Source organism: Dyadobacter chenwenxiniae, assembly GCF_022869785.1.
GTDB lineage: Bacteria > Bacteroidota > Bacteroidia > Cytophagales > Spirosomataceae > Dyadobacter > Dyadobacter chenwenxiniae.
The window spans coordinates 1,859,116-1,873,668 of sequence record NZ_CP094997.1 but is presented as its reverse complement, the minus strand read 5'-3'; the positions used below and the strand labels follow the sequence as shown (position 1 = coordinate 1,873,668).

Genomic DNA, 14,553 nt, shown 5'->3' with positions numbered 1-14,553 from the left:
TCCAACCGGAAATATTGCCCGTTTTTTTCCTCTTTGACCGGATTTTGTAATTTGTCCGCGTTTACTCAATTTTCACCCACTGTTCCAATGAAAGTAATTATCGTAGTCATCTTCATCCTCGCCGGTTTGAGCGATGCAGCCTTTGCCCAGAACATCGCGCAAACGGAAAGCAGATACAAATCAGCGCTGGCCGACTATAAACAAGGACGTTATGCAGCAGCTATGGAAAAGCTGTCTCCGCTGACGAGCGTAAATGCGAAAACGACATACTCGGCTTACGCGCACTATTACTATGCGCTTTCAGCCTATCAATTGAAACGCTATAAAGAAAGCAGGCAAATGTTACTGCAACTGCAGAGCCGCTATCCAGGCTGGAACAGGATCGGTGACGCCCAGTATCTGCTTGGTGCGATCGCGTTGGAAGCAGGACAGCTGGATGAAGGTTTAGGGTATTTGGCTAAAATCAAAGATTCTTCATTGGCCAAGGACATATTTTCATTAAAACAACACTATTTCGGGGCAATTACAGATCTTGCCAAACTGAAAGAGCTGCAAAAACAGTATGCAGACGATCGGGATATTGCATTGACGTTGGTCCACTTTATTGAAACATCGCCAAGCTCAACGCAAACCGATTTCCAGGTTGCAGACCAGCTGCAAAAGCAGTTTAAGTTCAGTAAAAAGGAAAAAGTTGCAGTTGCTGAGGAAGCACCCAAGCGCAGCGTTCCTAAGTCAGAAGGCCAGTGGACAAAAGGCTACTACGATGTTTCCGTGCTGCTTCCATTCCGGTTGGACGAATTCAGCACAGCCAAACGCCGTTCCAATCAGTTTGCCTATGACTATTATCTTGGCCTCACTATGGCAAAGGAACAGCTTGCAGCAGAAGGGGTGAATGTCAATCTCTGGGCATATGACGTCGGGGCAGACGCAAAAGCCGTTCAGCCGATTGTGGATAACAAGAATTTTCAGCAATCCGATATGGTGATAGGTCCGCTTTACCCGGCGACATTCGAAGCGACTGCCGGTTATTTCGCCAATGCAAATGCTGTCATGCTAAACCCGCTTTCCACGGATGGCAATCTTTTAAAAGTTGGTTCCAACATCTATCTGGCGCATCCTTCGATCGCTTTTCAAATGCAGAAAGCTGCACAATGGATGAAGACGCAGGCTATGGGCACAAATTCGGCGATTTATTATGGAAACACCCCGAAGGATTCAGCCATGGCGTTTTCCTATGCCGGCGAGTGGACGAGCAAAGGAGGAAAAGTGATGGAGATGGTAAAAATCCAGCCCAACAGGGAATGGCTCGAAACCAATATACCGGCATTTGAAACCAGCAAACCATCACATGTAGCCCTTTTTTCAACCGATGGTTCCTCAGGTCCCATGCTAATGGAAGTCCTGAACGGCCGTAAATTGATTTCAACGCCTGTCCTGAGCACAGCAACCAGTTTCAGTGCGCAGCAATCGAGGTTGAACAGATATGCGTCCAGACTTTATTTGATTGATACAGATTATGTGGACCGTGAAAAGGATAGCATTCGCGAGTTCCAGAAAAACTATTGGAACAAAACCAACACATTCCCGTCCGTTTATTCCTATCAGGGTTATGATCAGCTGCTGTTTTTTGCCAGGATGCTTGCCAAGCATAAGGACAGATTTCAGGATGGCTTGCGTTCCGCACGACTTGGCGAAGAGGAATATCTCCTGTCAGGATTTAATTTTACAAAATCAAACGAGAACCAGATTACACCTGTTTTGAAATATAATGGCTCCAAATGGATGCCAGTAGACAGGTAACCCAAATTAGCGTATCCAATGAACATTGCAACGAGTCAGCAACTTTTCGAAAAAGCACAACATTTTATTCCGGGGGGCGTGAATTCTCCGGTTCGGGCATTCCGGGCGGTAGGAGGGTCTCCGGTCTTCATTAAGTCAGCAAAAGGGCCGTACGTTTATGATGAGGACGATAATGAGTATATAGAGCTCATCAATTCCTGGGGGCCGATGATCCTGGGGCATGCCAACGAACTGATCCAAAAAGCCGTTTATGATGCCATCCAGCATTCATTCTCTTTCGGCGCCCCTACGCGCAGGGAAGTGGAAATGGCCGAGCTGATCGTGAGCATGGTGCCTTCCATTGAAAAAGTAAGAATGGTGAATTCCGGCACGGAAGCAACCATGTCGGCTATCCGAGTTGCGAGAGGATTTACGGGCAGAGATAAAATTATCAAGTTTGAAGGCTGCTATCATGGTCATGGCGACAGCTTCCTGATTGCAGCAGGAAGCGGCGCGGTAACATTCGGCACGCCAGACAGCCCGGGCGTGACCAAAGGCGTCGCAAATGATACATTGACTGCGCCATTCAATGACCTGGCGGCGGTTCAAACGCTGGTTAATGCAAACAAAAACGCCATTGCAGCGTTGATCCTCGAACCCGTGGTTGGTAACATGGGTTGTGTGCTTCCGGCAGAAGGTTTCCTTCAGGGGCTGCGCAAAATTTGTGATGAAGAAGGAATCGTCCTGATCCTGGATGAAGTCATGACCGGCTTCCGTCTTGCAAAAGGCGGAGCACAGGAAAGATTCGGAATTAAGCCGGATCTAACAACGTTAGGAAAAATAATAGGTGGAGGAATGCCCGTAGGAGCTTATGGAGGCAGGGAGGACATTATGAACAAGGTTTCGCCGGCTGGCCCGGTTTACCAGGCCGGAACATTGTCAGGCAACCCGATTGCGATGGCAGCAGGCTTAACTATGCTGCATTATCTTAATGATCACCCGGAAGTTTACACGCAGCTGGAAGCATCTGGGGAAAAGCTGGCCAATGGTTTCCAGGCATCTATGCAAAAGCTTGGCCTGAACTATACATTGAATCAAATCGGGTCCATGTATACGCTTTTCTTCACGGAGCAGCCGGTCACAGATTTTCCATCCGCAAAATCATCAGACCTTCCATTATTCGGCAGATATTTCCACGCCATGCTAAACCGCGGCATCTACATGGGCCCATCCCAATTCGAAAGCATGTTCCTATCCACCGCATTGGAAGACAAACATTTAGATACAATTATAACAGCCAACGAAGAGTCTTTAAAGGAAGTTTTAAGTTTATGAGTCTAAGAGTTCAAGGGTCTATGAGTCAATAAGTCTACGAGTCTATAAGGATCATTAAAGGCAGGATAAACTCCCTAAACATTCACTCATTCACTCATTCGCTCATTCAATCATTCGGTCATTCGGTCATTCAATCATTCATCGCACCGGCGACCCGGTCATTCACTCATTAAAAATCAAATGCGCCTCTACTCCATCATCATCCCTGTCTACAACCGTCCCGACGAGTTGCAGGAATTGCTGGAATGTCTTGTGCAGCAGACGGTTAAGCATTTTGAGGTGATAATAGTGGAAGATGGCTCGAAGATCAAGGCGGATGCCGTCGTAAAATCCTTCGGGGACAAACTCGATATTAAGTATTTTTTCAAAGAAAATGGCGGGCAGGGCTTTGCAAGAAACCACGGTTTTGAGCGAGCTTCGGGCGATTATTTTATTTTGCTGGACTCCGATGCGCTGATTGAGCCGAATTATCTGGCTGTTGTAGAAGCGAAATTAAACACAGATTACGTCGATTTATATGGTGGCCCCGACACAGACCATCCTTCCTTCACGCCGATCCAAAAAGCCATTAGTTATTCGATGACTTCCGTTTTCACCACAGGTGGGATCAGGGGAAAAAAGAACAATATGGGTGGGACTTTTCATCCCAGGAGCTTTAATATGGGACTGTCCAGGCAGGTTTGGGAAAAAACGGGCGGCTTTCTGACCAGCAGGATGGGAGAGGACATCCTGTTCAGCATCGGCGCATTACGCCTGGGATTTCGCTCCGCATTGATCCCGGAAGCATTCATCTATCACAAGCGCCGCACTAAATTTTTGCCGTTTTTCAGGCAATTGAAATTCTTCGGAAGAGCAAGGATCAACATTGCCCGTTTCTACCCGGATGAGCTGAAACTGGTGCATACATTTCCGCTCCTTTTCACATTAGCGGTTTGCAGCATTCCCTTGTGGTTTCTGATTTTCAAACCGTTTTTCTATCTCGGTTTGATCGGATTAGCCACATACATTGCGCTGCTTTTTGTTGATGCTTTGCGAAAAACCAAAAGCACTGAGGTTGCATTTCTGAGCGTCGCCGCCGCATTTGTACAGCTTTTCGGCTATGGAGTCGGCTTTATGGAAGAAGGATGGAAAAGGCTTTTCGAAAAAAAATCGCATCGGGAAACCGGCGCGACCATTGAATATCCATCATAATAATTTTTCAATTGCCCCGGGCTTAAGCCCGGGGCAATGAAGATTATAGTTTTTGACAGAAATAAACAATCTCTTCTCCTGGCAAGGCATATTTTTGGACTTCTGCTTTTGATAATTCATCCATCACGAAGCGATCCTCTTTCACAGTGAAACCGCCCTTTTCCAATTCCTGGCCATAATTTCTGCCAAACAACCTTAAATGGTCATTTTGTAAAAAATACTTTTCCCTTTCCTTCGGATCGGTGATCGTGGCATCTTCATAAGTCACTTCGTACTTCATGTCCTGCGGCGACTGGATCAGTGCCCAACCACCCGGTTTCAACACGCGGTGCAGTTCACTCATGGCCAGAATGTAGTCATCCACATGCTCCATAACGTGATTGCAAAAAGCCACATCGAACGTATTTTCCGGAAAAGGAATGGAATGAATATCCATTTTCACCTTGGCCAGCGGCGACTCAATGTCGGCGGTAATGTAATCCAGATTTTTCATCTGCTCGAAGCGATCAATAAAGCAGTATTCAGGCGCCACGTGCAGGACTTTGAGATTTGCAGTAAAGAAATTAGTCTTTCTTTTCAGGTAAAGGCCCATTAATCTGTGGCGTTCCAGCGATAAACAGCTTGGGCAAAGGGCGTTTTCCCGGCTGGAAGTATTTCGGCCGTAAGGGAGGAACTTACGGTAATGGCTTCCACACACAGGACATTCTACCTTATTTCCAATGTAAAAAATGCTGAGAAAACGGGCAACCCAGTGACCAACCAATTGGAGATAGGGGCGGGGAATATACCTTAATACTAAACTAATGATGGATTTCATTAAATCAATTAACTAAAAATTAATAATTTTAGGATCATACAAGGAAAAAAGTAATAAATGATTCCATCAATCGATCCAAAACCACCTGGCAAAAGGCTTATCAAACGAATGTCGACGCGTACCAAATGGATGATATTAGCTCCATGCGGCTTGTTGATTTTCAGTTTTGGCCTTACTGTCCTGAGCGAGGCAGCGCACCAGCGCCGGACAGGAGTTCCTACGCAGGTTTGGGTTGTATTGGGCTTATATAGTCTCGCGCTGATCAACGGTGGCCTGATTATGTTCGGTGAGGCACTCCGTTTCCGCATTTTACTGGATGTTCGCAGGGAAACCCGGCGCAGCATGCGTCAGCTCGCTCGTAAGATCAGCATCAAAGCTGCGGGTAAGCATAAGCCAGGTAAAAAAGCAAAAAGCCCTACCAAAACAGATTGACAGGGACTAGTTGATTCCTTTTCGTAGATGCTAAAATTATTTTTTATTAGCTTCAAACTGAGCTTTTATTGCTTCAACATCGACGTTGCGTACTTCTGGCTTGCGTAAAAGATCTTTGATTTTCGCTGTGCGGTTATTAGCTACTGCTTTGTTTCTGCGACTCTTACGTTTTAATTCCGTAACTCCCATTGTAAAATATTGTTTTGTGAAAGAGCCGCAAAATTAATCATTTTCGTGTAAATAATGCAGACAATAGTCACAAATATTGCCTAACCTGCCCTAACTTTACGGTTAAATTGGCTCACAAGCCAAATTAATTACAAATACTGACACCAATTGACGTTCGATAGCCGGCAACTTTCCTTGTCGGCTCATCACTTTCAGGTTGCGGTGAGCAGTAAATTTACTGAATGAATTCAATGAGTAAACCATCCCTTGCCCGCGGAACCCGAGACTTCGGTCCCGAACAAATGGCAAAACGTACTTTTATTTTTGACACCATCCGCCGCTCTTTCCAACGTTACGGATTTTTGCCTCTGGAAACACCAGCCTTTGAAAATCTCTCGGTTTTGATGGGCAAATATGGTGACGAAGGCGACCAGCTTTTATTCAAGTTGCTGAATTCCGGAGATTTCAGCGGAAAGCTCGCCGACGCTGACTGGCAGGAAGGCTACAAACCATTAACTTCCAAAATTTCGGAAAAAGGACTTCGCTACGACCTCACAGTTCCATTTGCCCGCTATGTGGTGATGAACCGCGGAACATTGGTTATGCCTTTTAAAAGATATCAGATCCAGCCTGTGTGGCGCGCCGATCGTCCGCAAAAAGGTCGTTACCGCGAATTTTACCAATGTGACGCAGACGTTGTAGGGACCGATTCGCTGCTTTGCGAGGCGGAAATCGTTTTGCTATTGCACGAAATTTTGCCCGCATTAGGCATCAATGATTTTACAGTAAAGATCAACAACCGCAAAATCCTGACCGGCATTGCGGACATGATCGGCGCACACGGAATGGAAGGCCCGCTTTGTGTTGCGATTGATAAGCTCGATAAAATAGGAAAAGATAAAGTGGTTGAAGAACTGGTCGAACGCGGATTTTCAAACGAAAGCGTTTACCAGCTCGATCCAGTTTTCACCCTTTCCGAAGGCGCAGAGCCATTCACCGCGCTGAAAAACTGGCTGGGAAGTTCGGAGATTGCCATGAAAGGCGTCCGGGAATTGAAAGAAGTCTGGGACTTGGTAAAAGTGCTTGGACTTGAAAATCCGAAAATCCAGTTTGATGTGACATTGGCGCGCGGCCTTTCCTATTATACAGGGGCCATTTTTGAAGTGAAAGCCAATAATGTTCAGATTGGCAGCATTTCGGGCGGTGGCCGCTATGATAACCTGACCGGCACTTTTGGCGTGCCCGGCATCTCGGGCGTCGGCATTTCGCTGGGTGTTGACCGGATTTATGATGTAATGGAGGAGCTTAATCTCTTTCCTGAAAACCAAAAGACGGCAACTAAGGTTATGGTTTCAAACTTTGACCAGTCAGCATTCCGTTTTGGACTGTCTGTTTTGCCAAAGTTGAGAGCAGCAGGCATCAACGCGGAAATTTATCCGGACTCCGTAAAGCTCAAAAAGCAGCTGGATTATGCCGACAGGAAGAACATCCCATTTGTAATCCTCATTGGATCAGACGAAATGCAAACCGGCCAGCTCACTTTGAAAAATATGAAAACAGGCGAACAACAGAAATTGAATGCTGACGACATCATTACATTACTCGCCGGAAACAATATCTAAACTCAAATTACTGAACCAAAAGTTGCTTAGCAGAAGCCCACAAAACAATGAATGACAACATATTAAGAATAGCAATACAAAAGTCCGGAAGGTTAAGTGAAGACTCTCTGAAACTGATTAAAGAGTGTGGGATTCGGTTTGATAATGGTGCCGGGAAATTAAAAACGGACGCTACAAATTTTCCTGCACAAATCCTTTTCCTTCGGGACGATGATATTCCGGGGTATGTTGAGGACGGCGTGGCACATCTGGGCATCGTTGGTGAAAATGTTTCCGAGGAGTCAAACCGCGACGTGGATACGGTTCACAAGCTTGGATTTTCTAAATGCAGATTGTCGATCGGTGTGCTGAGAGAGCATGATTATAATAATGTAACTGATCTGGAAGGGAAAAGCATTGCTACAACTTACCCGCGCTTATTGGAAAAATATCTGAGCTCCAACAATGTAAAAGCACAGATTCACGAGATCAGCGGATCGGTGGAAATTGCGCCGAGCATTGGCCTGGCGGATGCAGTTTGTGACATTGTAAGCTCAGGTAGCACACTTTTGAGCAATGGTTTGAAAGAGGTTGAGACCATTTTCCGTTCAGAAGCGGTGATGATCGCCAGTAAGCACCTTTCGGATGTTCAAAAGGATTTGCTGGATCAATTGCTTTTCCGCATTAAGTCCGTTCAGGCTGCCAAGAATAACAAATATATTTTGCTAAACTGTCCAACCAGCGCCGTGGAAAGCATTACTAAGTTCCTGCCCGGAATGCGTGCCCCCACGATTCTGCCATTGGCAACAGAAGGCTGGTGCTCTTTGCATTCTGTTATTAATGAAAATGAGTTTTGGGAAAACATTGAGAAAATCAGACAGGCTGGTGCAGAAGGGATTCTTGTTATTCCAATTGAAAAAATGATCTTGTAATTGTATGAATATAATTCCATTTCCTGAAAGAGACCAATGGCCCGCATTGCTGGCCCGCCCCGTTCAGGAAGCACAGGATATTGAAGCGAAAGTAAATCCGATCCTGGAAAAGGTGCGGAAAGAGGGTGATAAAGGCATTAAGGAACTGGCGTTGAAATTTGACAAAACGGTTCTGGATAACATTGCTTTTACCGAAACAGAATTGACTGGCGCTGCTGACAAGCTGGATGAAGCATTGAAGCAAGCGATAGGGCAGGCTTACCAGAACATTTACAAATTTCACGAAGCCCAGCTCCAAGCTCCCGAAAAAATTGAAACGATGCCCGGCGTAACCTGCTGGCGGAAAAGTGTCGGCATTGAGAAGGTCGGCATATACATTCCCGGCGGCTCTGCACCGTTGTTTAGCACTGTGTTAATGTTGGGAATCCCTGCCAGAATCGCGGGTTGCAAAGAGGTTGTGTTATGCACGCCTTCGGATCATCCGGCGATCTTATATGCGGCCCAGTTAGTGGGTGTAACCAAAGCATTCCGGATAGGAGGAGCTCAGGCGATTGCTGCAATGGCTTACGGAACGGAAAGTGTTCCAAAGGTTTACAAGATATTTGGCCCTGGAAATCAATATGTTACTACGGCTAAAATGCTGATCAGCAAAGAAGGCATTGCCATTGATATGCCTGCCGGGCCTTCGGAAGTTGCTGTTTACGCAGATGATACAGCGATCCCAGCGTTTGTTGCGGCAGATCTTTTGTCCCAGGCCGAGCACGGGCCAGACAGCCAGGTGCTGCTCGTTTCGACCAGTAAGAAGCTTTTGGCATCAGTGAACCTGACATTATCCTCACAAATGGACAAGCTTCCCAGACGCGATCTGGCGGCACAATCCATTACTAACAGCAAAGCCATTCTGCTGGAAACAGAGGAAGAGGCAGTTGATCTGTTGAACCAGTATGCAGCAGAACATTTAATTTTAAGTGTTGCAAATGCAGAAGAGGTTTCGGAGAAAATAGTAAATGCCGGTTCGATATTCCTGGGGAATTACACACCTGAGTCATGCGGGGATTACGCGTCCGGAACCAACCACACATTGCCCACAAACGGATACGCCCGTGCGTATAGCGGCGTTTCCGTGGATAGTTTTGTGAAAAAAATTACTGTTCAGAACATTACAAAAGAGGGAATCGGCAGCATTGGCCCGGTCGTAGAAGCCATGGCAGCAGCCGAGTCACTGGATGCCCACAAAAGAGCCGTTAGTATCCGGCTAAATAGTCTTTTGTAATAGGATTTCAATTATGAATCTTTGCAGCATGAAAAATACATTCGACCTTAATAAAATCCTTCGCCCGCACATTCTTTCTCTGGCACCTTATTCTTCGGCCCGGGATGAATATACGGGGCATTCGGGCATATTCCTGGATGCAAACGAAAATCCGTATGGATCGGTAACGGAGGAAAATTATAACCGTTATCCCGACCCGTATCAGGCCGAAATCAAGCACAAGCTGGCACCCATCAAGAACATTAGCGTTGACCGCATTTTTCTGGGGAACGGCAGCGACGAGCCCATCGATCTGCTTACCAGGGCAACCTGCACGCCTAGCCAGGACCACGTTATAATTTTGCCGCCAACTTACGGAATGTACGAAGTAAGTGCTTCTATCCACGACGTGATCATTGATAAGGTGTCATTAACGGCTGATTATCAGATCGATGTAGAGGCGGTGTTGAATGCGGTCACGCCAAAGACAAAGATCATCTGGATATGTTCTCCCAACAATCCGACAGGCAATGTCATGCAGGCTGACGCCATCCGCACAGTCTTGGAAAGCTTTGACGGCCTGGTGGTTGTGGATGAAGCTTACATTGATTTTACAGACACGCCATCCTGGGTCCGGCATCTGGATCAATATCCAAATCTGGTGGTGCTGCAAACATTCTCCAAAGCCTGGGGACTTGCGGGGATCCGTGTCGGAATGTGCTTCGCAAGTCCCGAGCTGATCCGCATCCTGAACAAGATCAAACCGCCTTATAATATCAGCCTGCCTGCTCAGAAAGCATTATTGGAAGGTCTGGAAGGAATTGCTAAAAAAGATAAAATGATCACAGAAATTCTGAAAGAAAGGACTTTTTTGTGTAACATGTTAACCGATTTATCGTTGGTGATAAAAGTGCATGCAACAGATGCCAATTTCCTGCTGGTTCAGTTTGATGAAGCAAAGGCCATCATGGATTATCTGATCCGTGAAGAGATTATCGTCAGAGACCGGTCGCGCGTTCACCTGTGTGACGGATGTTTGCGAATTACGGTCGGAACACGGGAAGAAAATGAAGCCTTAATTGAGTCATTAAAAAAATACCAACAGAAAAGTGTAGCTGCTTAGCACGCTTTTTATAATGCACAGAAAAGAAAATTTCCCCGATAAAAACTCATTATGAAGAAATTAGCCTTAACGTTTGTCTTTATCCTCAGCTTTGGTTTCGCACATGCCCAATATGATAACTGGGCCGTTGGTTTTAAATTAGGAGAACCAACAGGAATCAATATCCGCAAGTATTTCAACAATATCCACGCATTGGACGTCACTGTGGGTACTTATGGCGGGATTTTGTCCAATGACCGCAAATACAGGGGCGACGAAGGGATTTACAAAAACACCGGTGTGTCGGTACAGGTGCATTACTTATGGCATACGCCGCTATTCAACTCAGAGGCGGTACACGTGTATTATGGATTGGGCGGGCAGGTTAATAGCCGCAGATCTTACCCAAAACGTTTGAACGGAAACTTCGAGAAAGACATTTCGCTGGGCGGATCTGTTCTTGGTGGATTTGAATACTACATTCCGGACAACCGCATTTCGGTATTCCTGGAAGGCGGAACCTACGTTGAGTTGCTGCCAAGGCCATTTTATCTGAGCCCAAACATTTCGGGAGGCATCCGCTTCAATCTGTAAGGTGTTTAAGGTTTATAGCTCATCAGCAGGGTCGGGTAAGACGTATACGCTTACAAAAGAGTATCTTAAACTCGCCCTGCACTCGAATTCAGACACATATTTCAGGCATATCCTGGCTGTAACATTCACCAATGCCGCAGCCAATGAAATGAAAGACCGCATCCTGCTTATGCTGCGGGTCTTTTCCGATTCTTTCAATTCCGACGCCGTTCCCCCTCCCATGCTGCGTGATGTGGTGACGGAAATGTATCCGGATACACTTCAAGACAATACACTTTTTGAAGGCGCCTGTCAGCTCATCGCAGGCCGGGCGCAGCTTGTTTTCAGGCAGATCCTGCACCGTTACTCTGACTTTTCGGTGATGACCATCGACAAGTTTACACAGCGGCTTATCAGCAGTTTTACGGACGAGCTCGGCATACCATTTATTTTTGAAACGCAGCTGGACAGCGATCTGCTGGACGACGCGGTGGATCGTTTGCTGGCGCGAATCGGGCAGGATGGTGAAGAAGTGCTTACGGAAATTGTTGAAAAATATTATCTTGAAAGTGCCGAGGAGGGCAAAAGCTGGGGCAGCTTACCCATGCAGATCCGCGGCACGGCAGGCACATTGCTGAGTGAGCAAAGCTACATGCAGATGAAGCGTGTGGAAGATCTCAAAATGCAGGACTGGATCGCAATCCGTAAGCAGATGCGCACTTTTGTCCGTGAACGCGAGGCGTACGTAACAAAGTTATCGAAGCAGGCTCTTGAATTAATACAATCCACTTTCCTTACTGAAAAAGATTTTCACCAGGGCGGCCGCGGCATCTATGGTTATTTCCGTGATCGTGCCGAAGAGAAAAAGCGCTGGGCGGAACCCAATTCCTACGTTTACAAAACCATTGGTGAAGGCGTTTGGTATGGGGCCAAAGCACCCGTTCTGATCAAAGACGAGATCGAGAAGGTAAGGACCGATCTTGAAAATTACTTTCACCAGATCGAAAATGTGCGGAGCTCTGAATCGCAGAAGATCACATTATACGGCCTGCTGGACAGGCATATTTATAATTTGTCGCTGCTGGGTGAGATCAGGAAGGAATTTGATGCGCTTCTGAAACAAAATAACCAGGTCCATATTTCTGATTTTAACAGGAAAATCGTTGAAATCGTAGCACGGGAGCCTGTTCCGTTTATTTTTGAAAGGCTGGGAGAGCGGTATAACCACATTCTGGTTGATGAATTTCAGGACACTTCCAAGCTGCAATTTGCCAATCTGCTTCCTTTGATCGAGAATGCATTGTCCGGCGGATTTTTCAATTTGATCGTTGGCGACGCCAAGCAATCCATTTACCGATTCAGGGGCGGTGATATGGATCTTATTTTACATCTCGCTACCAGCCAGGTGATGGCGCTGGCCAATGTGCTGGGCAACAATTCGTATAATGCAGAGCGGTTACTTAGCATTGATAATTATCTGGATGTAAATCACCTGAAAGTAAATCGCAGGAGCCGTCGCGAAATAACCGATTTCAATAATAAATTTTTCGCATTTGTTGCCGAAACGGTTGGTGCGGAAAATATGCTCATTCAGGACGTTTATGACCAGAATTTTCAGCAGGAAATTCCGGAAAGTGTGCCCAGTGGCGGCCACGTCGAAATCGAGTTCCTGGAAATGCACGAAGATAGTGATGATACGGACGAAGGCAATCCCGCAGACAGCATTGTGAAGCGTTCGCTCGAACTGGTGACGGAGCTCAGGGCACAAGGATATGACTGGCGGGATATGGCCATTTTGTGTAGAAAAAAAAAGGAAGCCACGGCGTTGGCCAGCACATTGAAGGAAGCCGGACTTCCCTTGATTTCGGACGATGCACTTTCGCTGGGTTACTCGCGTTCCGTGCATTTTATTATCTCGTTCATGAAAGTGCTGCTCAGCGCCGATCATCGGCTGGCACGTTACGAAGCTGCTTATCTCTTTCACCACGTTATCAGGCGGGAAAATCCCGCAGCGGGTGAATACGAGCAGATCCGCATCTTGTGCGAAGAAAGCGGTTTGGATACTTTTTTGGAATATTTTAAAAAATGGAACATTAACCTGAGTTCTTTTCGGATGCGGCAACTGTCTGTTTTCGAGCTGAGCGAGCAGTTGATGCAGCGTTTCGGGTTGTTTGAAAACCATTTCGAAAACGAATATTTGTTCCGTTTCCTGGATGTAGTGCTGGATTTTGGCAACAGAAAAAGCAATCATCTGGGCGATTTTCTCACTTATTGGGAATCCGCCAGGCACAAACTTTCGATCACAATCCCTGACGAAACCGACGCGATCCGCATAACCACCATTCACAAATCCAAAGGACTTGAATATCCGGTTGTGATCGTGCCTTATGCGCATTGGAAGGTTACGCCTAATGCCAAGCTGGACCGTCTCTGGATTGATCTGGACGAAGTGGACTATGAAGAACTTACATTGGCAGGCGAGCCCGGTTATGCGCCGAAAAAGCTTCGCAGCTCCATGGTTTCCGTGGTAAAAGATCTGGAAAACACGGCGATAACTACGCAGTATACAGATGAGCGAACACGCACATTGGTCGAAAATCTCAACTTGCTTTATGTAGCTTTTACGCGGCCCGTGCAGCGTTTATATATTTTGGCAAAAAGGGAGCGGCGGTGGGAATCCGGCCAGCAGGTGAGCAACTGGCTGCAAAATTATCTCGCGCAACAGGACTTTGAACCTGCATGGAATGAAAGCGAATCCAAATACATTATTGCCGACGGTCACAGCGCCCTCATGCACGCACACAGGAAATCGGATGCGCAGCCATTTGTATTAAACCATATTCTCAGCAATGACCGCACCGAATCATTGCGCCTCAGAAGAATGGCAGACCGGATTTTTGACGTGGAAACATTTGAACCTAAGCACGATCGCTTACAAAAGATCCGCTATCTGCTCACACGCCTTAAAACCATTTCGGATTTGCCGCTTGCGCTGGATCGATTGGTAGGCGAAGGGATTTTTACAAAATCGGAAACAGCTGAAATTGAGGCGCAAACAATTGATTTGCTGAATGATCCCGACTTGCTGAGCCTTTACCAGGACGTAAGCAAAGTGCAGACAAACAAGGAATTGCTCATTCCCGGCGGTACGTTGCTTCACATTGACCGTGTTGTTGAGCAGGCCGATGGCGAGTTCATTTTCATGTCATTTGTAGGCGGAAGTAATGCGGATGAACCCCGCAGGCACTTACGGAAACTGATCAAAACGTATGAGGGTGCCGGTAGGCGATGCCGGGGCGTGCTGATCACGTTGGAAAATGAACTGGTGGAGTGGATTTCTGTCAAAGGCAATGAATAGGACTGTTCTTAGT

Annotated in this window: 12 protein-coding genes; 10 read left to right on the top strand and 2 right to left on the bottom strand. The window is 46.5% G+C overall.

Translation table 11 applies throughout. The features are described 5' to 3' along the window. Positions 1 to 87 precede the first annotated feature (87 nt). From MUK70_RS07710 to MUK70_RS07700, 3 genes are all read left to right on the top strand, one after another. Positions 88 to 1,800, top strand: coding sequence for an ABC transporter substrate-binding protein (locus tag MUK70_RS07710; protein WP_234656016.1), 1,713 nt, complete (start codon positions 88 to 90; stop codon positions 1,798 to 1,800). An 18-nt stretch (positions 1,801 to 1,818) separates the two neighbouring features. After that, positions 1,819 to 3,114: a glutamate-1-semialdehyde 2,1-aminomutase gene (gene hemL / locus MUK70_RS07705; protein WP_234656017.1), complete on the top strand. Its 1,296-nt coding sequence runs from the start codon at positions 1,819 to 1,821 to the stop codon at positions 3,112 to 3,114. A 180-nt stretch (positions 3,115 to 3,294) separates the two neighbouring features. Beyond that, positions 3,295 to 4,305, top strand: a complete 1,011-nt coding sequence (locus tag MUK70_RS07700; protein WP_234656018.1) for a glycosyltransferase family 2 protein — start codon at positions 3,295 to 3,297, stop codon at positions 4,303 to 4,305. Between the two features lie 43 nt (positions 4,306 to 4,348). Here MUK70_RS07700 and MUK70_RS07695 read toward each other — a convergent pair whose 3' ends face one another. After that, complete coding sequence (locus MUK70_RS07695) at positions 4,349 to 5,122, bottom strand: class I SAM-dependent methyltransferase (RefSeq protein ID WP_234656019.1); 774 nt, start codon at positions 5,120 to 5,122, stop codon at positions 4,349 to 4,351. A 57-nt stretch (positions 5,123 to 5,179) separates the two neighbouring features. On the opposite strand from MUK70_RS07695, the gene MUK70_RS07690 reads away from it, so the two are divergent. After that, positions 5,180 to 5,554 (top strand): hypothetical protein, encoded by a 375-nt coding sequence (locus MUK70_RS07690; RefSeq protein WP_234605073.1) that lies wholly within the window; start codon positions 5,180 to 5,182, stop codon positions 5,552 to 5,554. 36 nt (positions 5,555 to 5,590) lie between these two features. Here MUK70_RS07690 and MUK70_RS07685 read toward each other — a convergent pair whose 3' ends face one another. Continuing rightward, on the bottom strand, positions 5,591 to 5,743 hold the full coding sequence (locus MUK70_RS07685) for a hypothetical protein (RefSeq protein WP_169719995.1): 153 nt from the start codon (positions 5,741 to 5,743) through the stop codon (positions 5,591 to 5,593). A gap of 230 nt (positions 5,744 to 5,973) precedes the next feature. Here MUK70_RS07685 and hisS point away from each other — a divergent pair, with 230 nt between their 5' ends. The 6 genes from hisS to MUK70_RS07655 are packed head-to-tail and all read left to right on the top strand — an operon-like array spanning position 5,974 to position 14,540. After that, positions 5,974 to 7,344: a histidine--tRNA ligase gene (gene hisS, locus MUK70_RS07680; RefSeq protein WP_234656020.1), complete on the top strand. Its 1,371-nt coding sequence runs from the start codon at positions 5,974 to 5,976 to the stop codon at positions 7,342 to 7,344. A 47-nt stretch (positions 7,345 to 7,391) separates the two neighbouring features. Beyond that, entirely contained in the window at positions 7,392 to 8,255 is an 864-nt protein-coding gene (gene hisG, locus MUK70_RS07675) for an ATP phosphoribosyltransferase (RefSeq protein ID WP_234605069.1), read from the top strand. 4 nt (positions 8,256 to 8,259) lie between these two features. Next, a complete protein-coding gene (gene hisD, locus MUK70_RS07670) occupies positions 8,260 to 9,528 on the top strand; it encodes a histidinol dehydrogenase (RefSeq protein WP_234656021.1) in 1,269 nt (422 codons plus the stop codon). Between the two features lie 28 nt (positions 9,529 to 9,556). Continuing rightward, entirely contained in the window at positions 9,557 to 10,630 is a 1,074-nt protein-coding gene (hisC, locus tag MUK70_RS07665) for a histidinol-phosphate transaminase (protein ID WP_234656022.1), read from the top strand. Positions 10,631 to 10,681: 51 nt separating this feature from the next. Further along, the gene (locus tag MUK70_RS07660; RefSeq protein WP_234605066.1) at positions 10,682 to 11,203 is read left to right on the top strand and encodes a hypothetical protein; all 522 of its coding nucleotides are present in this window, start codon (positions 10,682 to 10,684) and stop codon (positions 11,201 to 11,203) included. A 1-nt stretch (position 11,204) separates the two neighbouring features. Next, positions 11,205 to 14,540 carry a UvrD-helicase domain-containing protein gene (locus MUK70_RS07655; protein ID WP_234656023.1) on the top strand — a complete coding sequence of 1,112 codons (3,336 nt, stop codon included), beginning with the start codon at positions 11,205 to 11,207 and terminating at the stop codon, positions 14,538 to 14,540. The last annotated feature ends 13 nt before the right edge of the window (positions 14,541 to 14,553 follow it).

What these genes read in the sequence shown, in the direction of transcription:
- MUK70_RS07690 (WP_234605073.1), top strand. Translation starts at nt 5,180, where the DNA reads ATGATTCCATCAATCGATCCAAAACCACCTGGCAAAAGGCTTATCAAA.
- hisD (WP_234656021.1), top strand. Translation starts at nt 8,260, where the DNA reads ATGAATATAATTCCATTTCCTGAAAGAGACCAATGGCCCGCATTGCTG.
- hisC (WP_234656022.1), top strand. Translation starts at nt 9,557, where the DNA reads ATGAAAAATACATTCGACCTTAATAAAATCCTTCGCCCGCACATTCTT.
- hisG (WP_234605069.1), top strand. Translation starts at nt 7,392, where the DNA reads ATGAATGACAACATATTAAGAATAGCAATACAAAAGTCCGGAAGGTTA.
- MUK70_RS07700 (WP_234656018.1), top strand. Translation starts at nt 3,295, where the DNA reads ATGCGCCTCTACTCCATCATCATCCCTGTCTACAACCGTCCCGACGAG.
- MUK70_RS07660 (WP_234605066.1), top strand. Translation starts at nt 10,682, where the DNA reads ATGAAGAAATTAGCCTTAACGTTTGTCTTTATCCTCAGCTTTGGTTTC.
- hemL (WP_234656017.1), top strand. Translation starts at nt 1,819, where the DNA reads ATGAACATTGCAACGAGTCAGCAACTTTTCGAAAAAGCACAACATTTT.
- MUK70_RS07695 (WP_234656019.1), bottom strand. Translation starts at nt 5,122, where the DNA reads ATGAAATCCATCATTAGTTTAGTATTAAGGTATATTCCCCGCCCCTAT.
- MUK70_RS07685 (WP_169719995.1), bottom strand. Translation starts at nt 5,743, where the DNA reads ATGGGAGTTACGGAATTAAAACGTAAGAGTCGCAGAAACAAAGCAGTA.
- MUK70_RS07710 (WP_234656016.1), top strand. Translation starts at nt 88, where the DNA reads ATGAAAGTAATTATCGTAGTCATCTTCATCCTCGCCGGTTTGAGCGAT.
- hisS (WP_234656020.1), top strand. Translation starts at nt 5,974, where the DNA reads ATGAGTAAACCATCCCTTGCCCGCGGAACCCGAGACTTCGGTCCCGAA.